18 protein-coding genes are annotated in these 23,658 nt (G+C 55.7%); 8 read left to right on the forward strand and 10 right to left on the reverse strand.

Annotation, left to right across the window (positions count from 1 at the left end; translation table 11 throughout):
* Positions 1–4 precede the first annotated feature (4 nt).
* Positions 5–379, reverse strand: a complete 375-nt coding sequence (locus M8006_RS05935; RefSeq protein WP_250080542.1) for a septal ring lytic transglycosylase RlpA family protein — start codon at positions 377–379, stop codon at positions 5–7.
* A 180-nt stretch (positions 380–559) separates the two neighbouring features.
* Here M8006_RS05935 and M8006_RS05940 point away from each other — a divergent pair, with 180 nt between their 5' ends.
* The gene (locus M8006_RS05940; protein WP_250080543.1) at positions 560–1,117 is read left to right on the forward strand and encodes a cytochrome b; all 558 of its coding nucleotides are present in this window, start codon (positions 560–562) and stop codon (positions 1,115–1,117) included.
* Positions 1,118–1,130: 13 nt separating this feature from the next.
* Here the strand turns inward: M8006_RS05940 and ltaE are convergent, their stop codons facing one another.
* From ltaE to M8006_RS05960, 4 genes are all read right to left on the reverse strand, one after another.
* Positions 1,131–2,147, reverse strand: a complete 1,017-nt coding sequence (ltaE, locus tag M8006_RS05945; protein ID WP_250080544.1) for a low-specificity L-threonine aldolase — start codon at positions 2,145–2,147, stop codon at positions 1,131–1,133.
* Between the two features lie 717 nt (positions 2,148–2,864).
* Positions 2,865–4,307 (reverse strand): NAD(P)(+) transhydrogenase (Re/Si-specific) subunit beta, encoded by a 1,443-nt coding sequence (locus M8006_RS05950; protein ID WP_250080545.1) that lies wholly within the window; start codon positions 4,305–4,307, stop codon positions 2,865–2,867.
* 16 nt (positions 4,308–4,323) lie between these two features.
* Entirely contained in the window at positions 4,324–5,895 is a 1,572-nt protein-coding gene (locus tag M8006_RS05955; RefSeq protein WP_250080546.1) for a Re/Si-specific NAD(P)(+) transhydrogenase subunit alpha, read from the reverse strand.
* A 129-nt stretch (positions 5,896–6,024) separates the two neighbouring features.
* Positions 6,025–7,875 (reverse strand): ABC transporter ATP-binding protein, encoded by a 1,851-nt coding sequence (locus M8006_RS05960; RefSeq protein ID WP_250080547.1) that lies wholly within the window; start codon positions 7,873–7,875, stop codon positions 6,025–6,027.
* 237 nt (positions 7,876–8,112) lie between these two features.
* Between M8006_RS05960 and M8006_RS05965 the strand changes: the two genes are divergently transcribed.
* Positions 8,113–8,673, forward strand: a complete 561-nt coding sequence (locus M8006_RS05965) for a DUF1415 domain-containing protein (RefSeq protein ID WP_250080618.1) — start codon at positions 8,113–8,115, stop codon at positions 8,671–8,673.
* Positions 8,674–8,704: 31 nt separating this feature from the next.
* Here the strand turns inward: M8006_RS05965 and M8006_RS05970 are convergent, their stop codons facing one another.
* Positions 8,705–9,697: an LLM class flavin-dependent oxidoreductase gene (locus M8006_RS05970; protein ID WP_250080548.1), complete on the reverse strand. Its 993-nt coding sequence runs from the start codon at positions 9,695–9,697 to the stop codon at positions 8,705–8,707.
* Positions 9,698–10,016: 319 nt separating this feature from the next.
* Between M8006_RS05970 and M8006_RS05975 the strand changes: the two genes are divergently transcribed.
* On the forward strand, positions 10,017–11,774 hold the full coding sequence (locus tag M8006_RS05975; RefSeq protein ID WP_250080549.1) for a methyl-accepting chemotaxis protein: 1,758 nt from the start codon (positions 10,017–10,019) through the stop codon (positions 11,772–11,774).
* 137 nt (positions 11,775–11,911) lie between these two features.
* Here M8006_RS05975 and M8006_RS05980 read toward each other — a convergent pair whose 3' ends face one another.
* Entirely contained in the window at positions 11,912–12,631 is a 720-nt protein-coding gene (locus tag M8006_RS05980) for a murein L,D-transpeptidase catalytic domain family protein (protein ID WP_250080550.1), read from the reverse strand.
* Between the two features lie 94 nt (positions 12,632–12,725).
* On the opposite strand from M8006_RS05980, the gene M8006_RS05985 reads away from it, so the two are divergent.
* The gene (locus M8006_RS05985; protein ID WP_250080551.1) at positions 12,726–14,405 is read left to right on the forward strand and encodes a L,D-transpeptidase family protein; all 1,680 of its coding nucleotides are present in this window, start codon (positions 12,726–12,728) and stop codon (positions 14,403–14,405) included.
* 111 nt (positions 14,406–14,516) lie between these two features.
* Here M8006_RS05985 and M8006_RS05990 read toward each other — a convergent pair whose 3' ends face one another.
* Positions 14,517–16,217, reverse strand: a complete 1,701-nt coding sequence (locus M8006_RS05990) for a peptidoglycan DD-metalloendopeptidase family protein (protein ID WP_250080552.1) — start codon at positions 16,215–16,217, stop codon at positions 14,517–14,519.
* A 472-nt stretch (positions 16,218–16,689) separates the two neighbouring features.
* Here M8006_RS05990 and M8006_RS05995 point away from each other — a divergent pair, with 472 nt between their 5' ends.
* The 4 genes from M8006_RS05995 to tpx all read left to right on the forward strand — a co-directional run bounded on the left by M8006_RS05995 (position 16,690) and on the right by tpx (position 21,707).
* Complete coding sequence (locus tag M8006_RS05995) at positions 16,690–17,610, forward strand: LysR family transcriptional regulator (RefSeq protein WP_250080553.1); 921 nt, start codon at positions 16,690–16,692, stop codon at positions 17,608–17,610.
* Between the two features lie 75 nt (positions 17,611–17,685).
* Complete coding sequence (locus tag M8006_RS06000; RefSeq protein WP_250080554.1) at positions 17,686–18,684, forward strand: glutathione S-transferase family protein; 999 nt, start codon at positions 17,686–17,688, stop codon at positions 18,682–18,684.
* Positions 18,685–19,208: 524 nt separating this feature from the next.
* The gene (locus tag M8006_RS06005; RefSeq protein WP_250080555.1) at positions 19,209–20,912 is read left to right on the forward strand and encodes a DEAD/DEAH box helicase; all 1,704 of its coding nucleotides are present in this window, start codon (positions 19,209–19,211) and stop codon (positions 20,910–20,912) included.
* A 294-nt stretch (positions 20,913–21,206) separates the two neighbouring features.
* Positions 21,207–21,707 carry a thiol peroxidase gene (gene tpx, locus M8006_RS06010; protein WP_250080556.1) on the forward strand — a complete coding sequence of 167 codons (501 nt, stop codon included), beginning with the start codon at positions 21,207–21,209 and terminating at the stop codon, positions 21,705–21,707.
* A gap of 7 nt (positions 21,708–21,714) precedes the next feature.
* Here the strand turns inward: tpx and M8006_RS06015 are convergent, their stop codons facing one another.
* Positions 21,715–22,395 (reverse strand): gamma-glutamyl-gamma-aminobutyrate hydrolase family protein, encoded by a 681-nt coding sequence (locus M8006_RS06015; RefSeq protein WP_250080557.1) that lies wholly within the window; start codon positions 22,393–22,395, stop codon positions 21,715–21,717.
* Between the two features lie 130 nt (positions 22,396–22,525).
* Positions 22,526–23,539 carry an amidoligase family protein gene (locus tag M8006_RS06020; protein ID WP_250080558.1) on the reverse strand — a complete coding sequence of 338 codons (1,014 nt, stop codon included), beginning with the start codon at positions 23,537–23,539 and terminating at the stop codon, positions 22,526–22,528.
* Positions 23,540–23,658: the final 119 nt, after the last annotated feature.

Genomic DNA, 23,658 nt, shown 5'->3' on the forward strand with positions numbered 1-23,658 from the left:
CCGTTCAATCCAACTGAGTCACCAGAACCGGCGCGACGCCGCGTTTAAGCATCCCCAATTGGCGCGCTGCGCGTTTGGAAAGGTCTATAATCCGCCCTTGCACGTAAGGGCCGCGGTCATTGATGATCACTTCTACTGCTTGCCCTGTATCCGGCCGGGTGACGCGCACTTTAGTGCCGAAGGGTAAGCTCGGGTGAGCCGCCGTTAAAGCTTGCTGGTTGAAAGGTTCGCCGCTGGCGGTAGTAGCGCCTTGGAAGCGGTCACTGTAGTAGGAAGCTTTGCCTTTCTGGGTGACATCATCCGCATAAGCGATATTGAGACTACCGAGCAGCAGTACGATAAAACACAGCAGTGGGGTGAAGCGTTTGAAATCTACCATGGACATTCCTCATGGTGTTTCTTGCGTTGAGCACAGGCACCAATGAAATGCCACGCTGGGTTATAGATGATAACGGCTGGAAAAACGCTGGGCAAGAAGTATCAAGATCGGCGATTTTAGCAGCAAAATTGCCTAAACTAAGTTTTCATCAATTGACAAGGCGAGTGCCAAGGGGCTTTTATGCATGAATTGGACCATTATATTTATCCGCATCGAGTGCTGCATTGGCTAGTCGCTTTGGGCGTTTTACTCTCACTGGCAAGTGGGCTTACGCTTGGCTTTCTAGGATTTGAGCGGGCAGTTGCGCTGATCGGGGAAACGTTGACGAATGCGCTTTATACGGCGCATAAAACGCTGGGTATCACGCTACTTTTATTAATGACCCTACGCATTATGACTCGGCTGGCATTTGTCGTGCCGGACCACGATCCGCCGTTGAACGCCTTTGAGCGCCTCGTCAGCACGAGTGTTCACCACCTGCTTTATTTGGCACTGGTGGTGATGCCCATACTCGGCGCGTTGGCCACGGCAACGGGCGGCTTTCCCGTGCAGTTTTTCTATTGGACGCTGCCAAGCGTGGTCGGTGAAAACGAGGCGCTCTCAGAAACGTTGTTTCTTTGGCATGAGCGCGTTGGCTGGTTGCTTATCGTGCTGATTACCCTTCACGTTATCGGCGCGCTATATCACGGGTGGATCAAGCGCGATAACGTGATGAAGCGGATGAGTTTGTTTGATTGATTGAACGGCTAGCTTATTGACGAGAAAAGTAAGCGGTTGTTTTTTCGATGACTTTCTCGATATCGCGTGCGCTAATATCCCGGTGAATCACCAAGCGCGTTTTGTCCTCGGAATAGAACGGGTCGAGTAGGATATCGTGCTCCTTAAGCCAAGCGGCTAAAGGCGCGGCGTGGGCAGTGGGGAAACGTACAAATAGCATATTGGTCGCGATATAAGCTAGCTCGACGCCGGGCAGGGTGCCAAGGGCGTCGGCGAGTTGTTCCGCGCGACGGTGGTCGTCGGCAAGCGAGTCGACGTGATGCTCCAGCGCGTATTGGCAGGCAGCCGCGATAACGCCCGATTGGCGCATGCCGCCACCCACTACCTTGCGCCAGCGGCGGGCACGGTCGATGAGTGCCTGTGAGCCGACTAAAACCGAACCTATCGGGGCGCCGAGCCCTTTAGAAAAGCATAGCGATACGCTATCAAAAGGCAGGCAGAGAGTTTTCAGCGGGGTATTGGTAGCAATGGCGGCGTTAAATAACCGGGCGCCATCTAAGTGGGTGGCAAGGCCGTGTTCGCGCGCGAGGTCGGTGGCTTGGGCCACATAGTCGGCAGGCAGTACTTTGCCGCCAATGGTGTTTTCCAGTGCCAGCACGCGGGTGCGGGCAAAATGGAAATCGTCGGCTTTTATAGCAGCGCTTATTTTGTCTAGCGGTAGGCTACCGTCTGCCGCATTTTCGATGGGCTGCGGCTGGATGCTGCCTAACACGGCGGCGCCCCCGCCTTCATAGCGATAGGTATGCGCGGACTGACCCACGATATACTCATCGCCACGTTCGCAGTGCGACATCAAGGCCACTAAGTTACTTTGGGTGCCGCTAGGAAAGAGCAGCGCAGCGTCTTTACCGGTTTCCCCGGCAACGCGGTGTTGAAAGGCATTGACGGTCGGATCATCACCCCAAACATCATCGCCCACCGGCGCCGCGTGCATCGCGGTATACATATCCGGTGTGGGTCGCGTTACCGTATCGCTGCGTAGATCAATCATTGCGTCTCCTAGCGGTATGCACCATGAAAGCAATAGAATACGTCAAATGCCGATGGTGCGAAAAGCGCTTTCACAGCGCTAGCGAATGAAGGCAGCAATCGCATCAAAAGCGGTACGTTGCTGTTCTGCGCGCTTAGCCCAAACATCAAGAACATCGATTGGCATGGCGTGGTCTCCTCATGAAGTAGCAGTTGACGGATGTATTTTTACGTTATGCATACCCTGCGCTTAAAACGAGCGTAAGAGAGGGTAGGATCACATATTAATCATTTTGGGGTGAATCTGCTAGCACGAAAGGTGTAAGTGAAATGCATCCATTGTGTAAGCAATAACTTACAAAACGATTTGATAATGCTTATTTATTTGAATGGAAAGGTTTTTTCCAATAAATGAAAAGCCGGACGTTTGTCCAGCTTGATGACGTTTTTGCATCTAACGTCTTAAGTCATTTATCGCAGTAAGCGCTAAAAGCATCAACAAAGGTGCGTTGCGACAGTGCTTGGCGTAGCCACGCACGCAACACGTCGCAATCATACAGGGGATAGTGAGTCATGGTCGGCATTCCTTCTTTGGGGCTGCTTTGCCAGTGTAGCTGATTTTTGTTGCATTGCAGCATGGTATTATTTCATTGACTCACTGCTTTCCATGCAAACGCGTCATAGAGAACGAAAAAACGCCCCCAGTAGTGGGGGCATTATCTGATGGCTTGCCGTTAGGTTAGTCGATTTGCGGTAGCAACGACTCGATACTGCCCTTGGCATCGCCGTAGAACATCCGAGTGTTCTCTTTGAAGAACAGCGGGTTCTCGATGCCTGAGTAGCCGGTACCTTGGCCGCGTTTACACACGAACACTTGCTTGGCTTGCCACACTTTCAATACCGGCATGCCGGCGATCGGGCTATTGGGATCGTCTTCTGCAGCCGGGTTGACGATATCGTTGGAGCCGATAACGATCACCACATCGGTAGAAGCGAGATCGTCGTTGATTTCGTCCATTTCCAGCACGATATCGTAGGGTACCTTGGCTTCGGCTAAGAGCACGTTCATGTGCCCAGGCAAACGACCCGCCACCGGGTGAATGCCAAAACGCACGTTCTTGCCGGTACTGCGCAGCTTGCGCGTTAGCTCGCTGACCGCGTTCTGCGCTTGAGCTACCGCCATGCCGTAACCAGGCACGATGACCACGCTGTCAGCATCGTTAAGCGCACTGGCTACGCCACCTGCGTCGATGGCGATCTGTTCGCCCTCGATTTCAGCGGCAGGCCCACTAGTGCCACCGAATCCGCCGAGGATGACGCTGACGAAGTTGCGGTTCATCGCCTTACACATGATGTAAGAGAGAATCGCCCCCGAGGAGCCGACCAGCGCACCGGTCACGATTAGCAGGTCATTGGAGAGCGTGAAGCCGATGGCCGCCGCCGCCCAGCCGGAATAGCTGTTGAGCATCGACACCACCACCGGCATATCGGCGCCGCCAATGCCCATGATCAGGTGATAACCAATGAAGAACGCCAGCAACGCGATCAGTAAGAGCGTCCAGAAACCGGCGCCGCTGATATAAAGAATCGCCAGCAGTAGCGAAAGCGCGGCGGCGCCCGCGTTGAGCGCATGGCCGCCGGGCAGCTGCTTGGCCTTGCCGTCTACCTTGCCTGCCAGCTTGCCAAAGGCAATGATCGAGCCGGTGAAGGTCACCGCACCGATGAACACACCCAATACGACCTCGATCTGCAAAAACATCAGCTCGTCTGGCGCCTTGGTGGCTACCAGGGCCGCAAAGGCAGAGAACTGCTCGGTACCGGCTTCAACCGCGCGAGCCGCCATGACGCGGCGACGCTCCAAGTCAGCGCTCCAGCCGACAAACACGGCGGCTAGGCCGACAAAGCTGTGCAGTGCGGCGACGAGCTGCGGCATTTCGGTCATGTCGACCTTTTTCGCCACGTAAACGCCAATACCTGCGCCGATGATTATCATCGGGATCATCCAGCCATAAGCGCCAATACCGGGGCCGAAGGCAGTAAAAAAGACCCCGACGGCCATACCGACGATGCCGTACCACACTGCCCGTTTGGCTTTCTCTTGATTGCTTAACCCCCCTAGAGAGAGGATGAACAGAACACTTGCCGCGATTGCCGCGGCAGACACGAATCCTTGACTCAGCATGGGTTGTCTCCGCGGTTTAAGATTTCTGGAACATGGCAAGCATACGGCGGGTGACCAAGAAGCCACCGACAATATTGATCGTCGCGATCAGCACTGAAATAGACGCCATGATTGTCACAATCCCGCTACCGGAGCCGATCTGTAGCACCGCCCCTAGGATAATGATCCCGGAAATGGCGTTCGTCACCGCCATCAGTGGTGTATGCAACGAGTGGCTGACGTTCCAGATCACTTGGAAACCGACGAAGCAGGCGAGCGCAAAAACGATAAAGTGTTGCATGAAAGACGCCGGAGCGACTTGACCGAGGAGCAGCATGATCGCACCGCCGACACCAAGCAGCGTAGCCTGACGCTTGGTTTGCGCTTTGAATGTCGCAAGCTCGGCGGCTTTTTTCTCCTCCGGCGTTGGCTCTTTTTCCTTGGGCTTTGGCTTTGCTGCCGCGATGGCCTTCACTTTAGGCGGCGGCGGCGGGAAGGTGATGTCACCTTGGTGGGTCACCGTGGTGCCGCGAATGACATCGTCTTCCATGTTGTGCACGATCTGGCCATCTTTTTCTGGCGTAAGATCCGTCAGCATGTGGCGAATGTTAGTGGCGTAAAGCAGCGAGGCTTGCGTCGCCATGCGCGAGGGGAAGTCGGTGTAGCCAATGACCACCACGCCGTTGTCGCTCACTACCCGCTCATCGGGCTTGGTTAAATCGCAGTTACCGCCTTTTTCAGCGGCCAAATCGATAATCACCGAACCCGGTTTCATGGCCTTGACCATATCCTCAAGCCACAGCTTGGGCGCGGGCTTGCCGGGAATCAGCGCGGTAGTGATAACGATGTCGATATCGGGAGCTTGCTCGCGGAAGCATTCAAGCTGCTTTTCGCGAAATTCGGGGCTAGACGGGGCGGCGTAACCACCGGTTTCCGCGCCGTCCTGACTGTCTTCAAAGTCGAGAAACAAAAACTCAGCGCCCATGGATTCGATCTGCTCGGCCACTTCCGGGCGCACGTCAAAGGCGCGTACCACTGCACCAAGGCTGGTGGCGGTGCCGATGGCGGCAAGCCCGGCAACGCCAGCGCCGATCACCAGCACCTTCGCCGGTGGTACTTTACCGGCGGCCGTGATTTGACCGGTAAAAAAGCGCCCAAAGTTGTTACCGGCTTCAATCACCGCGCGGTAACCGGCAATGTTGGCCATGGAGGAGAGCGCGTCCATTTTCTGGGCGCGAGAAATACGCGGTACCATGTCCATCGCCATCACGGTGGCGCCTTGGGCTTTGCACTTCTCTAGCAGCGCTTCATTCTGGCCTGGCCAGAAAAAGCTGATCAGCGTTTGTCCTTCACGCAGATGCTGGGTTTCGGCGTCGCTGGGTTCGCGGACTTTGATCACGGTATCCACCGTTTGCCAAAGTGACTCGGCGTTTTCCACAACGCTTACATCGGCATCGCGATAGGCCTGATCATCAAAGCCAGCAAGCGACCCAGCACCGGCTTCGATAAAGCAGTCGTGCCCTAGCTTTTGCAGTTGCAGCGCGCTTTCGGGGGTCAGCGCGACGCGCGCTTCACCCTTGGCGAGCTCTTTAGGTGCACCAATTTTCACGTTGGATCTCCCTTGTTGCGATTGTTGGTGTTCTGCTAATGAATATCCGAATAGCTATACCTGACTCTATCGCTGTGTACAACTGTCAACCTCTATGGGGCATTGCCAAGAATCAATGGTAAGGCTTTTTTACTGATAGCCTTTGGCTTGCAAATGAAAGAGCGTAGCATAGCGGCCATTTTGCGCTAACAGCGCGTCATGCGTGCCGTGTTCGATGATCCGCCCCTGATCAATCACTAGGATGTGCTCGGCACTTCTTACCGTTGAGAAACGGTGAGAGATCAGTATGGTCATTTTGTTGCGGCTATGTTCACGAAAGCGGGCAAAGACGTCTGCTTCAGCGGCGGCGTCCATGGCGGCGGTGGGCTCATCCAGCACGAGAATATCGGCATTTTCGCGCATGTAGGCGCGCGAGAGAGCGATTTTCTGCCACTGTCCACCGGAAAGCTCCTGCCCGTTTTTGAACCAGCGCCCCAGCTGGGTACGGTAACCGCTTGTCATTTGGTCGATAAAGCTATCGGCCATCCCTTGATGAGCGGCTCGCTGCCAGCGGTTTTCGTCGTCAAAGGCGTGCGTATCGCCCACCCCAAGATTTTCTCCCACTTGCAGCTGGTAGCGTACAAAGTCTTGAAAAATCACCCCGATCCGCTCACGCAGCGCCGTGGCGTCCCAGTCGCGTAAGTCACTGCCATCCAGTAAAATACGCCCCGCAGTGGGGTGATAAAGGCGGGTCAAGAGCTTGATCAGTGTGGTTTTTCCCGAGCCGTTTTCTCCCACCAGAGCGAGGCTTTGCCCCGGTTTGAGATGCAGGGATATATCGCGTAGAACCGCTTGGCCGCCGGGATAGGCGAAACTCACATCTTCAAAGCGCAGGCCGTCGCCGGGTGCTTCGCCTTGCGTTAACGTGCCGCGTTCTACCTCGGCGGGCTGTTCCAGGTATTCGTATAAGTTGGAGAGATACAGGTTGTCTTCGTACATGCCGCTGATGGCGGTAAGGCTTGCCGAAAGCGCAGCTTGTCCCTGCTTGAACACCATCAAATACATGGTCATCTGCCCCAACGTTAGCGTCCCGGCGATGGTTTCCACCACCACCCAGCCGTAAGCACCGTAGAAGGTCAGCGTGCCAAGCAGACCTAGGGCAAACCCCCAGCTTTCACGGCGCAGCGTCAGGCACCGTTCCTCGCTAAAAAGGCGCGTGAAAATATCCCGGTAACGTTGCAGAAAGAGCGGCTCCAAGCCGAACAGCTTCACCTCTTTAATGCTGTCTTCGCGGGCGAGCACAGTTTCCAGATACATCTGCATGCGCGTTTGTGGCGAGCGCCAACGAAAAAGCCGAAAGGCATCGCCGGAGAACTTGGCTTCGGAGATAAACACCGGCAGCGCGCCCGCGATAAGAATCAACAGCGCCCAGGGCGAAAACTGCACCAAGAGTACGCCAAAGCTCGCCAGTGAAATCGCGTTTTGCAGTAGGCTAAAGGTTTTATTTACTAGCCCCAGCGGTCGCGTGGACGCTTCACGGCGCGCGCGGGTGAGCTTGTCGTAAAGCTCAGAATCCTCAAACTGGCCAAGCGAGAGCGAGCCGGCTTTTTCCAGAATCATGACGTTGACTTTCTGCCCCAGCAGGGCGCGTAGCAATGACTGTTGCGCCGAGAGGCCGCGCTGGGCCAGCGCAATAAGCGCGATGATGCCGCCCTCCAGCGCGACCCACCCAAGTACCGGTGTAATCGTCACCCATAGATCGGGCGCATCGGCTGTTTGGTAAGTGTCCATCGCGCTGACCACGCCGTCGACGATCAACTGCCCGACCCAGGTCGCCACGGCGGGGAGTACGCCTGCCACCAAGGTACACAGTGCTAAGCCCAGCATCATCGCGGGAGACGTTTGCCACACGAGCGAAAGCGCGCGGCGGCTATAGCGAAATACACCGAAAAAACCGCTGAGTGGCTTGGGGGGCGGTGGATAAGACGCGGCACGAGACATAAAAGAGGGGGGCCTAAAGGAAGTCGAGAAAGAAAGCGCTATGATGCGCGAGTCAGACGCGAACTGCCAGGCTCACTCACGTTGGAGCGGGGCCGTTTTTAAGCGCGCACTTTTTAATAAAACACTTTTTAATAGAACATTTTTTACCCGAACGAGGCCTTCATGCAGCATGGGGATAGCACGGCGAACGCAAACAATTCGGTGGATAGCAAGAATTTAGTGAATAGTGGGGATGTGATGGATAGAGACGGCGTGGTAAAAGCGCAAACGCTTCACTGGGTGCGCGATTTTATCGTGGCGCACACCATTTGCCCGTTTGCCCAGCGCGAAGTCGAGCGCGACAGCGTGCGCATTGAGGTCGTGCGCTCAAAAAAGCTCGCGGTTGCACTTGAGGAGCTAATGGCGGAGGTTGCGTGGCTCGATGAGCACGAGCAAGCCGAAACCTCGCTACTGGTGTTTCCCACGCTGTTTCGCGACTTTGAGCACTACCTGGATTTTGTCGATATTGCCGAGTCGCTCTTAGCGGAGCAGAGGTACGAAGGGGTTTATCAGCTCGCCACCTTCCATCCGGATTACTGCTTTGCCGATGCTGCGCCGGAAGACGCTGCCAACTACACGAATCGCTCGCCTTACCCCATGCTGCATCTTCTGCGAGAGGCGAGCCTAGAGAAGGCCATCGCCGCTTACGGCGATACCGAGCAAATCCCTGAGCGTAATATCGCCTACCTAGAGGCGCTGGGTGGCGATGCTGCAGAAGCGATTCTGGCGCGCTGCATGCGGGAAGAAAGCCGCGAGTGAGCCTCTCTTGGGTATCGTCAGGGCGCTACAGCTAACGCGCTACTTCCGCGACAATTTCATAGCTGCGCAAGCGGTCGGCGTGATCGTAAAAGTCGCTATTGATCATCAGTTCATCGGCGCCAGTGCGGGCTTGGATCTCTTCAAGCCTGGCTTTAACGGTTTCAGGCCCACCAATGATTGCCGCGCCGAGAAACTGATCCACTTGGGCGCGCTCCATCGGCGTCCAATCCAGCTGCTCGACCGGGGGTAGCGACTGCGTGCGTTGACCTCGGATCATAGTCAAAAACTTCTGCTGCGCCGTCGTGGCGAGATAGTGTGCCATGGCATCGTTTTCAGCGACCATGACCGGCAACCCGATCATCGCGTAGGGGCGCTCTAGGTGCTCGGAAGGACGGAAGTTGTCGCGGTAAATCCGCAGCGCTTCAAACAGGTAGCCAGGGGCAAACTGCGCGGCAAAGGCGAACGGCAAGCCTAATTGCGCGGCGAGCTGGGCGCTATAACCGCTAGAACCCAAAAGCCAAATGGGCACATGGGTATTCTGCCCAGGAATGGCTTTGACGCGCTGACTGGGCTCGGGCGTGCCCAAGTAACGACGCAGTTCCGCCAGCTGGTCGGGGAAGTCATCCGCGCCGCTCTCAAGGCGGCGGCGCAGCGCGCGCATGGTCAAGCCATCAGAGCCGGGTGCACGCCCAAGGCCAAGATCGATTCGGCCGGGGTAGAGCGTTTCCAGCGTGCCAAACTGCTCGGCAATCACCAGCGGGGCGTGGTTGGGTAGCATAATACCGCCGCTGCCCACGCGAAGTGTCGCGGTGTTGCTGGCGATGTGGCTGATCAATACCGAAGTGGCGGCGCTGGCAATGCCTTCAATATTGTGGTGTTCGGCCAGCCAAAAGCGTGTGAAACCCAGTTGTTCGGTCAACTGGGCGAGTGAGACGCTATTCGCAAAGGTTTCAGCGGCGCTACCGCCTTGGCGGATCGGGGCGAGATCCAAAACGGAGAGCGCTGTGTTGGCGAGTTGACTCATGCGGCACCTTATTAGATGGGTCGGGAATAGGGGGGGCGTGGGTGGTGTCGTCGTGAAATGACTATCATCACGCGAAAAGTTAGCACGCTTGTTAAGTCGTCGTTATGCGGCCGATGTCAACGGTTTGCAAGGCATGCCGTGTGATCGAAACGACGTGGGTCGAGAGAGAGGCAAAACCGCTAACGCTTGGTCCTAGACAAAGGGCTATATTGATCCTCATCGATGGGTATGTAATCGTCGCTACGCGAATAACTTCATGCGCGCCAAACGTCTGGTGGCGACAAGGCTCTCCAACGCTTATATAGGTGGTATAACAAGAATGGCTGATCAACAGAGATCCCGGTTTAATATTAGTTTGCAGGCCAAAATGGTTTTTTTGGTGCTCTTCCCGATGCTGGTGCTGGCGGTGGTTTTATTTGCGCTTGAAATGCGCAGCTCTGCTGAGCGAATTCAAGAAACCCTTGATGAGCAGCGTGACGTGCTCATCAAAGAGCGCGAAAATACCGTACGCTTTTTGGTCGAGTCGGCTCGCAATGCGGTATCGCATTTGGTCGATAACCCTGCGTTAAGCCAAGACGAGGCACAAGCGCGCGCGCAGGAAATTCTGCAAAACTTCCGCTTTGGCGATGATAACTATGTATTTGCCTTTGATTTCGACGGTACCGCCATGGCGTTAGCCGCCGCGCCTGGTCGCATTGGTACCAGCATGTCAGGTATCACCGATAGCGAAGGCAATGCGTTTGTGGATGATTTGATCGACCGTGCGCGTGACCGAAACGATAGCTTCTATGACTATCAGTGGATTAATCCGGCAAATGGCGAAACCGAAGCCAAACACTCAATGGCAATCCCCATTCCTGAGTGGGATTGGATGATCGGTACGGGGATTTATCTAAGCGATATTGATCAAAGGCTGGCCGAAGTGGAAGCCTTGGCGTGGTCCGAGTTCCGCAACGACCTTGTGATTAAAACGATCGTTACGATTTTGATCCTGGTCGGCGTGGGGTTTGTCGCGACTTACCTGGTGCATCGCGCATTGCGTCCGGTTCGCCGTGCGGCGGCTGCGATGCATGGTGTGGCGACTGGCGAGGCTGACTTGACCCAACGCCTCGCTGTCGAATCCAACGATGAAGTGGGAAATCTGGCCCGTCAGTTCAATGCGTTTGTCGAGCGTATGCAACTCACGCTACAAGACGTTCACCGTACGACGCGTTCGGTGCTTCAAGCCTCGCAGGATATCGACAGCGGTACCAATGAATTGGCCACGCGTACCGAGCAGTCGGCGTCCAACTTGCAGCAGACCTCTTCGTCGATGGAAGAGATTACCTCTACCGTGCAGCACACCACGCAATCGGCCGAGCAAGCGTCTCAACTCTCACAAAGCGCCGTTGACGTTGCGCGTCGCGGCAGCAACGCCATGGAGCGGGTGGAAAGCACCATGGGCACGATTAATGATTCCGCCACGAGAATTGGCGATATCATTACCATGATCGACTCGATCGCCTTTCAGACCAATATTCTGGCCCTTAATGCCTCCGTTGAAGCGGCGCGTGCCGGTGAGCACGGGCGTGGATTTGCCGTGGTGGCGGAAGAAGTGCGCAAATTAGCAAGCCGTTCAAGCGAGGCCTCAAGCGAAATCCGCGAGCTGATCGATGGCTCCATGAAGCATACGCGTGAGGGCACGGAGCTGGTGCGTGAAGCAGGCGCTACCATGCAGGACATCATGGAAAGCGTCACGCGGGTCACCGATGTTATCGCTGAAATTAGTGCGGGTGCTCGTGAGCAAAGTGCTGGTATTGGCGAAATCAACACCGCTGTGGCGGAAATGGACTCAATGACCCAGCAGAACTCGTCAATGGTGCAAGATAACTCATCGGCGGCACAGAGCCTGCGTGAAGGGGCGGAGCACCTATCGCATCTGTTGGATGCGTTCGTCTTGGGAGAATCCTCCGATTCACCGGCGCTAAAGCGCCCGTCCAGTGCCTTGCCCGCGAGCAATGCGCCAAAAAGCCAAGCACCCTCGCGTACGCCAGCCAAGTCGTCATCGGCTGATCACGACGATTGGGAAGAGTTCTAAGGAAACGGTTCTAAGGAAAGGGTTCTAAGGAAAGGGTTCTGATAAAAGCGCTTTATAGCGCTTCTCATAGAACGCGCAGGGCTAAAAAACGCTAACAAGCTGAATGACCGTCGCCCGGCTTGCCAGGCGGCGGTTTTTTAACGTCTTGCAAGCTGGGTATCGGTATCGCAGTTTAAAAATGTCGATGTCGCTAGCCACTCCGGGTCGGGATAATAAGCGAACACGTACTGCTCTTCTTTGAGGCTGTTAATCAGCGGATAGGTGACATCAGCGCGGACGGCCGGGCAGCCCTGGCTGCGTCCTAAGCGGCCGGTTTGGTCAATAAAATCCTCGCTGACATAATCGGCTCCGTGAATCACGATGGCGCGCTCAAAGGCAAGGTCGTTGACTTCAGGCTCTAGGCCATCCAGCCGTAGCGAATAGCCGTTGCGGCCGTAGTAGCTGTTCATGGTGCGAAACAGCCCCAAGCTCGTTTGGTGGCTATCGGGCGTATTGGAGAAGGCCTCGGCTAACGCATCGCCAGAGCCTTGACCGTGGGAGACTAACTCTTCAAAAAGCAGCTCATGCTGGTGTAGGTCAAAGACCCACATCCGTTGTTCGCTAGAAGGCAGCGAATAATCGATCACTGCAAGGCGCTCGGCATTCGGGTCGGCGCAAGTGAGGGCTTCTGCCGCCATGCGTAACGCCTCAGGGGTCGCTTGGGGAGCAAGCTGCTTGAGCTGATGATGAAGGGAAGAGGTCTGTAATGGCGGTGAGGCGGCAACGTTGGCAAAGAAATTCGCGGCATGAAGTGGTAACGTAACTAAACTGAGAGGCAGCATAAGCAGTAATGCTGACGCTTTTAAACGAAGCACCATTGTGGTCATCCTGATTAAGAATAAAGAATATTAGCGGCCGAAGGGCGCGGCAAAGCTACCGTCAATGTCGCTATCGTAACGCAAGGAGAGGGCGATGCACGAGGTTCCCCGACGACAACGATCAACACTTGAGCGGCATGGATGGCCGTTAGCGGCGTGTTTGTCACTGATGCTTGTGGCGGTGGCTCCAGTAAACGCGCAACAGACGCTGGAAAAAAGCATACAAACGGCGCTGAAAGAGCAGCTGACAAGCCAAAAAGAGGGTGGCGATATAGCGCAGGCGCAAGCTGATGAAGACTTACCGCTTATGCGTTTTTATCAGCACGTGGATCAGGCGCTCGTTTGGCAGCAACCCGCGCGAGTCGAATCGTTGGTAGCCGCCCTTCAAGGGTTAGTGGACGACGGTCTCACGCCGTCTCATTACGGTGCCGACCAGCTAAAAGCCAGCTATCAGCACAGCCAAACCCAAGGAGTGACGGCTCAGGTAGCGTTTGATATCAGCGCTACGCGCGCGTTGCTAAAGGCCCTGGATCATCTGCAAAACGGTAAGCTGAACCCGCGTGAGGTAACGCCGCGGTGGGACGCACCGCCGCGGTTGCAAGCGTTACCCGTGGCGGCTATTGCCCAGGCTGTTGTCAGCGATGAGATGGCAAACGCCTTTGCTCAGGCGCGCCCTGCGTTGCCTTATTATCAGCCGCTACGCGAGACGCTGTCTGCGTATCGTGATTTGGCCGCGCAACATAGTGCGCCCTTTTTTCCTTCGCGTGAGGCGTCGTTGCGACCCGGCGAGCACCATGCTGATGTGATAATACTGCGTCAGCGGCTGACCTATTGGGGGGAAACAGGACTTCTCTCAGGAAGCCCGGAAGCATACCCGGGGGTGGACATCGAACAGCGGGACCCGCGCCGCTTTGATCGCGAACTTGAAGGCGCAGTCAAGCGCTTTCAGCGTCGCCATCTTCTCCATGCGGATGGCGTGGTGGGAAGTAAAACGCGCCAAGCGCTGAATGCCTCCATTGCCACGCGGGTGGCGCAGTTGCGGGTTAACCTTGAGCGGGGGCGTTGGATGGCCCCTACGCTGTCGCGTGAACCCCACGTTTGGGTCGATATTGCTGGCTACCGTATGACGTATGTGCGCCCAAACGGAGAACGCTGGTCATCGCGGGCGGTGGTGGGCTCATCGCGGCGCGAAACCCCGGTGATTCATTCGCAGATTACCCGCCTCACGGTGAATCCGTCCTGGACGCTACCACCCACGATCATGCGGGAAGACATGCTGCCACAATTGCGGCAAAACCCCGCTTACTTGTCCGAGCGCGGCATTAACGCGATCAATTATAGCGGTGAGGTAGTGGATGCTAGCGACATTGATTGGGCGTCGCCGGGTAACATTATGCTGCGCCAGCCGCCGGGGGCTGCTAACCCGCTCGGGCGGGTTGTGGTGCGCTTCCCGAACAATGAAATGATTTACCTGCACGATACGCCCGCGCAAGGGCTTTTTGGGCGTGACCAGCGGGCGCTGAGCTCGGGATGTGTGCGCGTGGAAGGGGTGCATCAATTAGCACGAATGCTACTGGAAGACACTGGCAGCCGCTATCGGCTGGAGGCGTTGATCAATACGTCGCGCAGTGATATTAACGTCAATCTGCCACAGCATATTCCGGTGTCACTGCATTACGTCACCGCTTGGCCGGATGAAGAGGGGGAAATCACATTCCGAGAGGATATTTACCGGCGCGACGAGCGCGTGCTCAATGCCCTGAACCAACGTTAGCCTCTTGTGTGATAGGTAGCCCTTAAACGCAGAAAAGCCGCTCAACGAGATACTGACGTTAAGCGGCTTTTCTGTTTCAGCTCGTGCTGTTTTACTCAGTAATAGCTATCTTCAGTCCCGATTTTCCACGGTGTTACTTTCGTAAGACGCGACGTTAACGGTGCCTGTTTCTCCGCTCTCAAGCGCTGCCAACATGGGGGCTGCCTGGCGCTGGAAAGCAATCAGCGTATCACCGCTTAAACTCGTGTTTTCGGGGAGATCAACTTTCATGGCATTAACCGGAGCGTTATTCACATGCACTTCATAATGCAAGTGGGGGCCGGTACTGCGCCCGGTGTTGCCGGAAAGTGCTATGCGCTCGCCCATTTCTACCCGCTGGCCACGGCTAACCAGCGGTTTAGAAAGGTGCAGGTAACGCGTGCGGTAACCGTTATCGTGACGAATCACCACATAGCGACCCGCTGCATAGTGGTTTTCAACGCGTTCTACACGACCGTTTGCGGGGGCCGTAATGGGAGAGCCAATCGGCATGGCAAAATCAGTACCATTGTGCGGGCTAGTTCGCCCCGTGACGGGATGTTTGCGGCGGGGGTTGAAGCTAGAGCTTAAGCGATAGCGGCCTTCAAAAGGGTAGCGCGAAAAAGCGGGGTCTAAGCTTTTACCTTCAGCGGTGTAGAATTTATCGTCGTTGGCATTACGCACGGCGGTTAAATTCATACGCTCACCTTCATAGCGCACAGCCAAAACACGTGAGTCGAGAGTTTCACCTTCAATCATGTCCGACTCGACCAGCACTTGAAATTTATCGTTGCGGCGACTATCACGGCGAAAATCGAGCTTTTTCTCTAGCAGGTGCGTGAGCTCCGTGACCGCGCCGCTACTTAACCCTGTCGCCTGGGCGGAGCGCGCAAAGCTGCCGCTAATGCTGCCCGCATATAGACGCTGAGCCGGTTCACCCTGACGCTCAATGGGGGTAACCGCATACTGTTTTTCTTGTTTTTCCCCACGCTCGATTAATACCCCTTCACGGGTGTTTTTCATCATGCGCAGTGAAAGCAGGCGATTATCTTCACCGAGCTGATAGTCAAAACTCTGCCCGGCACGCCAGTGGGTCAAAAGACGTGGATTGGGCAATTTGTCGAGTAACGTTAATACTTCGCTGTAGCCCAAGCCGAGCTTGTTTTGCGCGAGCACTGCAAAGGTGTCGCCGGGTTCGACGAGATGAGTTTGCCACTCAGGTATATAGGGCTCTTCAGCAGCGAGCTCCAAATCGAAGTAGGAAACGTCATCAAAAAGCGTGATGCCATAATCCTCATATGACGTGGCATCGGCGATATTTGTTTTTGCATCAGTGTCGGCTTCTAACATGCCGTTGCCTAGCGTCCCCACGACCACCGCGATATGCAGAGCACCGTCATTGATGATGCGGTTATCCGGCGTGGTGGGCTGGGGTGTGCTTGAAACCTCAGAGATAGTCGCGGTGCTTACCGAGGCGCTATCGACCATATCAAGGTCGATCACTTCCATCGCTTGCAGGTTGCTAAGTGGAATATGGTGGCGGGTCGCATCGAGTGCGCGGGATGCTTTGCCAATCGCATTGGCCATGGTCGTGCGCTCTTCCTGTAAGGAAGGAACACCGGGAGATGAGTCACTAGGAAGCGGGACAAAGACGCGCTCAACCGGTGTGTTTGATGCATTAAAACTTTGATACGTTGTCACTAATTTTTGTGTGCCCAGCACCGTGACCATTGTAGCCACTGGTAATAACAATAACTTGTGCGTACGGGGCAGCGAATGAAGGATTCGCAACATGGGTGAATAGACCGCCAAAAGTAATGAATAAAAATGACTAAAAATGTAGTAAGTGGCGAAACCTTACCCCAAGAAGCAAGATGTGAATAGACTGTACACGCATACACAGAACGCCCGCGCACGTGCCTTTATGTCATATTATTATTATCAAACGCTGTTTGTTAACATAACTTACCTAATTCATGACCTAATGCGACAAAAACTTTTTTAAACACCCTAAAAAATCAACGTGTGGCAGTTATCTGGACGACCGTGCCATTCCGGTAATCACGTTACGCTTGATCTGGCTCATGTCTGACAATCGCCGCCTAAGACAAGAAGCCAAGGGGTGTCAATTGCGCTACCCATCTTTTGTGCGAATAGTGATTAATTTGGTGAAATGTGGGTATCACTCACAGTTTCCTGGCATCCTAGTGAGGTTTTTTCGAAAATTGAGCGTAGAGTTTTGTCCTAATGCGTCGAGGAAATCGAAATGTCACGTGTCACCCTTGCCCAGTGGCAAATGTTAGCCGCCGTGGTAGACCACGGTGGCTTTGCCCGCGCGGCAGAAGCCATACATAAAAGCCCCTCAACGCTCAACCACGCCGTACACAAGCTGGAAGAGCAGCTTGGTGTGCAGGTGTTGGAGCCCGTCGGACGGCAGGTGCGTCTCACTGAAGCGGGTAAGTTATTGTTGCGCCGCGCCCGCCAGCTCATTGAAAGTGCGGCCTCGCTTGAGGATGTCGCCTCTAGGCTTGCCTCGGGGCTTGAGGCGGAAGTCGTCGTAGCCATTGACCAGACTTTCCCCGAAGCGGCACAGGCACAAGCGCTGGAGGCGTTTTCCTCCACCTATCCGCAGGTGCGTGTCCAGCTTCATGAAAGTGTGCTCAATGGCGGGGTCGAAATGCTCTACGATGGGCGAGTCGATCTTATTGTTTCGGGCCTTGAGGCCCAGGGGTTTTTGGGCGAGCCGCTGGTGACTGTGCGCTTTATTGCGGTTGCCCACCCCCAGCACGCGCTGCATCAGTTAGACAGGGCGCTGGATCTGCGCGATCTGGCGCAACATCGTCAGCTAGTGGTGCGAGATTCAGCGCTGCGACAATCGGCCAATTCTGGCTGGCTAAAAGCCGAACAGCGCTGGACGGTGAGCCATCTGAATACATCGCTGGATATGGTCAAGCGCGGTCTAGGCTTTGCCTGGCTACCCGAAACGCGCATTGCCGATGAGCTTGCTAGTGGCGAGCTGAAGCCACTGCCGCTGGCCGCAGGCGGTGTGCGCGAAGTGCCCATCCAATTGATCTTTCGCGACCGTGACCGCGCCGGCCCTGCGGCTCATGCCATGGCGGCTGCGTTTAAGCAGGCGGTTACCGCGTGCGCGCTGGACGATTCGAAAACATCGAATGCTGCACGGTAAAACATCCGCTTGAGGCTTTAGGGCCGGGGCGTATGCTGTTAATCATTGAGCGATTACGTTAACAGGAGGCGCCTTATGGGCTTATTAGTAGACGGTGAGTGGCACGATCAGTGGTACGACACCAAAAAGCACGGCGGTGAGTTTGTGCGCGAATCTGCGCAGCTGCGTGATTGGGTCGGAGCCGAAGCACCTGACGGGGTGTCGTCGCATTCGGCAGAAGCCGACCGCTATCACCTTTATGTCTCGCTGGCGTGCCCCTGGGCGCATCGCATTCTCACCATGCGCAAACTCAAAGGGCTAGAGTCGCTGATGGGTGTGTCTCACGTGAGCCCCTTGATGCTCGACCAAGGCTGGACTTACGACGAAGGCGAAGGCTCAAGTGGTGATCCCGTCAACGGCGTTACCTATCATCGCGAGCTTTATACCCTAACTGACCCGCACTACACCGGCTGTGTCACGGTGCCGGTGCTTTGGGATAAAAAACGCCGGGCCATCGTCAACAATGAGTCGGCAGATCTGCTGCGTATTCTCAACAACGCGTTTGATGAGCTAACTGGTAACCGGCTGGACTTTTATCCGCAAGATCTGCGCGAGGAGATTGATGCCGTTAACGCCGATCTATACGATTACATCAACAACGGCGTCTATAAGTCGGGGTTCGCGACAGAGCAAAGCGTCTATGAGAAGCACGTGCATGCATTATTTGAATCGCTTGAACGAATGGAAGAGCGTTTAAGCCAGCAGCGCTATTTGGCTGGTGAATGGCTGACCGAGGCGGATATTCGCCTCTTTACCACGCTGGTGCGCTTTGATGCCGTTTACTACGGCCACTTTAAGTGTAACCTTAAACGGATCGAAGACTTCCCGAACCTAGCGAACTACCTGCGCGAGCTTTATCAATGGCCGGGGGTAGCTGAGACGGTCAACATGGATCACATCCAGCGCCACTACTATTACAGCCACGCTACCATCAACCCCACGCGTATCGTGCCCGCCGGACCGCTTTTGAATTTCCATCGCCCCCATGACCGCGAGCGGTTGCCAGGGCAGGGTGTGCGCCAAAAAAGCAAATGATCGACTGGACACACAAAAGCCACCGCGGAGATGGTTTTTTAGCGTGCTCTTTGGGCTCGCATCACGTCCTGCGGCTCGCTGGAAGTCACATTTGCATAAGCCGCATTTGCATAGGCCACATTTGCATGGGTAACGCAGTGGTGTTAGTATGCGCACTCCTCGCATGTGTTGACCCCTCCATCATGACGAATGCTAAAGCGTTTAGGCTAGCGCAGAGTTTTCCCCTCTATGGGAGCTCATTGTTGTGTGAAGATGGCGCGCCGCTTACCAAACCTTGAGGTTTGTTCGAAAAGCCGGCGCAGAAGGTCGCCACAGCGGTTGGTCCGCGACGTCGGGCTTAACCCTTAATGCTAGGTGCGACCGGCGTCTCCGACTCACTTTGACGCATTCCGCCAGAAACGGAAGCGGTGACTGATTACACATAGCCTTTTGCATAATGGCAAATAGCGTCGTGTGAGTCATCGAGTCAGAGACGCTTTTGATGTTTTTTGCCGTGACGACCACGGCCTACCAAGGTGTGATTAATGACCTCGACTTCTGTCGCCTCGCCGAGCTTCGGTGAACTGGCTCTATTGCCTGCCGTTTTGTCCGCTGTTAAAACACAGGGCTACGAAACGCCCTCGCCGATCCAGGCGCAGACGATTCCTGCGCTGCTGGAAGGCCGCGATATGCTGGGCCAAGCACAAACCGGCACCGGCAAAACCGCCGCGTTTGCATTACCGTTACTGTCACGTTTAGAACTGACGCGCCGCGAACCTCAGGTGCTGGTTATGGCACCGACCCGCGAGCTTGCTCAGCAGGTCGCCGCCTCGTTCAGTAAATATGGCCAAAACCTCAAAGGCCTTGAAGTTGCCACCCTGTGTGGTGGTCAAGAGTATCGTGAACAGCTCGGCGCGCTAAAGCGTGGCGCACAAGTGGTGGTGGGTACCCCAGGTCGTGTGATTGATCACCTGGATCGCGGTAGCTTGAAGCTTGATGGCCTCTCAGCGTTGGTGCTGGACGAAGCCGATGAAATGCTGCGCATGGGCTTTATCGACGACGTGAAGCGCGTGGTTGCCGATACCCCCAAAGACGCACAGCGCGTGTTCTTCTCAGCCACGCTGCCGCCGGAAATCGAGCGCATCGTTAACCGTTATTTAGTCGATCCGGTGAAGGTGGCGATTGAATCGGGCACCACTACCGGTGAGAACATCGAACAGCGTATCGTGCGCGTCGATGGCGGCGCTAAACTTGAAGCGCTGTCGCGTATTCTCGAAGTAGAGCCGGTCGATGGGGCCATCGTCTTTGTGCGCACCCGCGCTGCCTGCACCACGCTGGTGGAGCAGCTAACGGCACGTGGCGTGAATGCGGCAGGCCTCTCCGGTGATCTCGACCAGAGCCTGCGTGAGCGCACGATCCAGCGCTTAAAGCGTGGCAAGGTTGATGTGCTGATCGCCACCGACGTCGCCGCACGTGGTCTTGATGTGTCGCGTATTACGCACGTCATTAACTATGACCTGCCCCAGGATGCTGAAGCTTATACCCACCGCATCGGCCGTACCGGTCGTGCTGGGCGCAGCGGCATCGCAATTACCTTTGCCGGTTTCCGTGAAGGCCGTAAAGTTGGCTGGATGGAGCAGGCAACCGGTCAGAAAATGGCCGAAATGCCGCTGCCGGATGAATCTGCTATTCGCGCCCATCGCGATGAAGTATTTCATCATCGCGTCATCGCCTCCTTAACCAAAGGTGCAGAAGAGCAGCGTGCGCTGATTGAGCGTTTGATCGAAGAGGGTTACGACCCCATTGAGCTGACCTGCGCCTTTGCCGCCATGGCCCGCGCTGACGAAACACCGATCGGTCGCCTGCAAGCGCCGCGCAAAGAGAAACCCTCGCGTGATGGCGGCGGCAAGCCAGCGGGTCGTCGCGAGCGTAGCAGCGCCCCGAGCGAAGGCATGACCCGCTATCGTGTCTCCGTCGGCCATAAAGACGGCGTTAAGCCCGGTCAGTTAGTTGGCGCATTGGCAAACGAAGGCGGTATCGAAGGCGCGCGTATCGGTCGCATCGATATTCGCAACGCCTTCTCCGTCGTTGAGTTACCCAACGGCTTGCCAAGCTCGATTCTGGCCAAAATGTCGCGTGCTCGTGTTGGCGGTCGTCCGTTGGAAATCAGCGAAGACAGTGCCCCGGAACGCGCGCCGCGCCGCCGCCAAGATGGCGAAGCGCCCGCACGCCGCCGTGAGCGTGCGTGATCAGCTAGCGATCGAGCACTCGTGGGATCTCGCGCCTGAAAAGGCATGAGTCCTGCAGTCTCGTCTGGCACAGTGCGTTATTTGTGCCGACTATATCGACCCCGTCGAGCATATCGCCGGGGTCGATATCGGTTTTGAGGTCGGTGGCGATATCACCCGCGCCGCCGTGGTGATACTGAAGTGGTTACCTAAACGCGTACTCGGGGGTGTCAAGCTGCTATATTCGCGTTAGCAGCCGTTTAGCTGTTAAGCTTGCAAATGATTGTTTTTCCCATGACGAAAGAGGAGTGAACGATGCCACAAGTGACTCGCGCGGGTGAACCGATGGAAGTGGCCGGCACATTGCCGACAGTAGGGGAGACGGCTCCGGCATTGACGCTGACCAACGTTGAGCTAAAAGACGTGACGCTTGACGATTACACTGGCAAGCGCAAAGTGTTGAATATTGTGCCGAGTGTTGATACGCCGACGTGCGCCACGTCGGCGCGGCGCTTTAATGAGCTGGCTTCAGAGCTGCCCAATACGGTGGTGCTGGTGATCTCGGCCGATTTGCCGTTCGCGACACTGCGTTTTTGCGGTGCCGAAGGCTTGGACGATGTGGAGACGCTCTCGACGTTTCGCCATTCGGAATTTCGCGAAGCCTGGGGCGTAGCGTTCAAGAATAACCCGATGGAAGGGCTCTGCGCTCGGGCGGTGGTCGTGCTTGATGCTGACAACCGTGTGCTGCATAGCGAGCTGGTCAGCGAAATCAAAAACGAGCCGGATTATGACGCTGCCCTCGCTGCTTTAAAATAGGCGCTGCTTAGCCGTGCTTATTAACATGGCGGTTTGCCGCTCTCACCAAGGCGTTGATAAGGCGCTGCTGAGGGCGGTTAAACAAGAGCCATTCAGGATGCCATTGCACACCAATTAAAAAGTCGTGATTTCTCGACTCTATCCCTTGTACCAGCCCATCTCGGTCGCGTGCCACAATATCAATGCCTTCCCCCGCGCGGTTTACCGCTTGATGGTGGAGACTGTTGACGCGGCACCACGTGACCCCCAAAAAATGATGCAGCTTGCTATCTCCTACGATATCCACAGTCTTACGCGGTAATACCGTACGTCGCTGTTTTAGCCCTTCGTGGGTGGTGTAAATATCGGGGTCCAGCGTGCCGCCTAGGTGTATGTTAAGTAGCTGTGCGCCACGGCAAATGCCCAGTACAGGGGTTTGTTGTGGAATAAAACGTTCGAGTAGTGCCAGTTCCAGCTCATCTCGCTCGGGGTCGACGCGCACATCAAGTTGGACTTCAGCATCGTAAAGGTGAGCCTGAATGTCATCCCCGCCGCCGATGATTAAACCATCAAGGCGGTCCGGGCGTGGGCGAGAAGGGGAGAGCCGAACCGGGCGGCCGCCGTGTCGCCAAACGGCAAACCAGTCGAACCACCAAGCCAGGCGGCTTTTGCGATCAGACGTTGTAATTCCAATGATAGGGCGTGGCATTCAGTGGCACTCTCTGTATAAATTCGGTCTATAAAGCTTGTCTATCTCTTCAGTCCACAATATCTGTCATCTGTCGGTAAGACCGGCCTACCTGGGCTGGTTTAAGCGAGCGAGTTAAGGGCAGGGCCCGTTAGGGGCGTCGGCGTTGCCACCAGCGGCGGATATGCTCCGGCCAGCGAATATAAAAAGGCCGATTTTGGTCACGGATGTACGCTGCGCAACGTTTGGCCAGTTTGTCGCTGTCCGCGGCGAGCTCTTCAACGCTGACCCAGCGGTTCCACTCTGTCACGGCTCCCCAGTTCGGCTCGGATAACTGCGCGTTAGGTAGGCGGTAATGGAACGTGGGGCGCGGTTTGGTGAGCTTGCTGTGCAGCAATTTATGCGGGTGGTCCGGGCAGCAGTGAGCAAATAGCGGCAACATATCCAGTTCACGGTTGCGTGTGGGGTTATCGTATAAGTAATCGTCGATCAATGTCTTGAGGTCAGGCTGATAAGACGCGGCGAGAATCTTAAGTGCATACTCCTTGGGAAACGGGTTGGCGTGGGGCAGTACTTCGCGTGTGATGTCGACGTTGATCTCCTCGCGCAGCCAAGGGGCGAGCAGCACATAAGCGCGTAGCATCGATAGCAGGTAGTCAACATCGAGCGCGGCGGCTTCTGGGTTTAAATGCAAGCCAAACCCGTAGAGAAGGCTGGCATCCGTGCCTTTGGCGCCGTGTTCGCGCAGGGCCTCGAAAAGTTCGTCAAGCTTGGGTAACGCATCCCATGGCACTGGCGGACAAACAATCTCGGTGGGTACCAAGCCGGTCACCATATCGCCGATCAATTCGCGGGTTTTTTGGTGAAATTCCACGCGCATCTGGTGCTGTTGGCGCGCCCATTCCGTATCAAGGTAAGCGCTATCATCCAAGATTTTGCTATCCGGGTGAGCGTATTGGGTATCGAGCTCAATACTGAAATTGCCCCAGCGCGTATCGTTGACCTGTAGCCGATGGGGGCTGACAACGTTAAGCTCACCGCCGAATACATCACTGACAAGCTGCGCCGTATCGCGGGGCGGCAAGCCGGCAAATTCAATTTCAACGCCGACTCGGCGGGGTTGGCCGTCAGTATTGACCTCGGCGGGTGGAGTTTTCAGCGCCATCTCGAGATCCTGTGAAGTGAACAAATGAAGCGCTCAGCCTATCATAGAAGGATGCAGGGCGGTGAATGCCGTCTTGACGAGGAATGCCAAGAGTGAGGAGAGTGACGTGCGACAGCACA

This window comes from Halomonas llamarensis (assembly GCF_023555005.1).
Classification (GTDB): Bacteria; Pseudomonadota; Gammaproteobacteria; order Pseudomonadales; family Halomonadaceae; genus Vreelandella; species Vreelandella llamarensis.

What these genes read in the sequence shown, in the direction of transcription:
- M8006_RS05935 (WP_250080542.1), bottom strand. Translation starts at nt 379, where the DNA reads ATGGTAGATTTCAAACGCTTCACCCCACTGCTGTGTTTTATCGTACTG.
- M8006_RS05940 (WP_250080543.1), top strand. Translation starts at nt 560, where the DNA reads ATGCATGAATTGGACCATTATATTTATCCGCATCGAGTGCTGCATTGG.
- ltaE (WP_250080544.1), bottom strand. Translation starts at nt 2,147, where the DNA reads ATGATTGATCTACGCAGCGATACGGTAACGCGACCCACACCGGATATG.
- M8006_RS05950 (WP_250080545.1), bottom strand. Translation starts at nt 4,307, where the DNA reads ATGCTGAGTCAAGGATTCGTGTCTGCCGCGGCAATCGCGGCAAGTGTT.
- M8006_RS05960 (WP_250080547.1), bottom strand. Translation starts at nt 7,875, where the DNA reads ATGTCTCGTGCCGCGTCTTATCCACCGCCCCCCAAGCCACTCAGCGGT.
- M8006_RS05965 (WP_250080618.1), top strand. Translation starts at nt 8,113, where the DNA reads ATGGATAGAGACGGCGTGGTAAAAGCGCAAACGCTTCACTGGGTGCGC.
- M8006_RS05970 (WP_250080548.1), bottom strand. Translation starts at nt 9,697, where the DNA reads ATGAGTCAACTCGCCAACACAGCGCTCTCCGTTTTGGATCTCGCCCCG.
- M8006_RS05975 (WP_250080549.1), top strand. Translation starts at nt 10,017, where the DNA reads ATGGCTGATCAACAGAGATCCCGGTTTAATATTAGTTTGCAGGCCAAA.
- M8006_RS05980 (WP_250080550.1), bottom strand. Translation starts at nt 12,631, where the DNA reads ATGGTGCTTCGTTTAAAAGCGTCAGCATTACTGCTTATGCTGCCTCTC.
- M8006_RS05985 (WP_250080551.1), top strand. Translation starts at nt 12,726, where the DNA reads ATGCACGAGGTTCCCCGACGACAACGATCAACACTTGAGCGGCATGGA.
- M8006_RS05990 (WP_250080552.1), bottom strand. Translation starts at nt 16,217, where the DNA reads ATGTTGCGAATCCTTCATTCGCTGCCCCGTACGCACAAGTTATTGTTA.
- M8006_RS05995 (WP_250080553.1), top strand. Translation starts at nt 16,690, where the DNA reads ATGTCACGTGTCACCCTTGCCCAGTGGCAAATGTTAGCCGCCGTGGTA.
- M8006_RS06000 (WP_250080554.1), top strand. Translation starts at nt 17,686, where the DNA reads ATGGGCTTATTAGTAGACGGTGAGTGGCACGATCAGTGGTACGACACC.
- M8006_RS06005 (WP_250080555.1), top strand. Translation starts at nt 19,209, where the DNA reads ATGACCTCGACTTCTGTCGCCTCGCCGAGCTTCGGTGAACTGGCTCTA.
- tpx (WP_250080556.1), top strand. Translation starts at nt 21,207, where the DNA reads ATGCCACAAGTGACTCGCGCGGGTGAACCGATGGAAGTGGCCGGCACA.
- M8006_RS06015 (WP_250080557.1), bottom strand. Translation starts at nt 22,395, where the DNA reads ATGCCACGCCCTATCATTGGAATTACAACGTCTGATCGCAAAAGCCGC.
- M8006_RS06020 (WP_250080558.1), bottom strand. Translation starts at nt 23,539, where the DNA reads ATGGCGCTGAAAACTCCACCCGCCGAGGTCAATACTGACGGCCAACCC.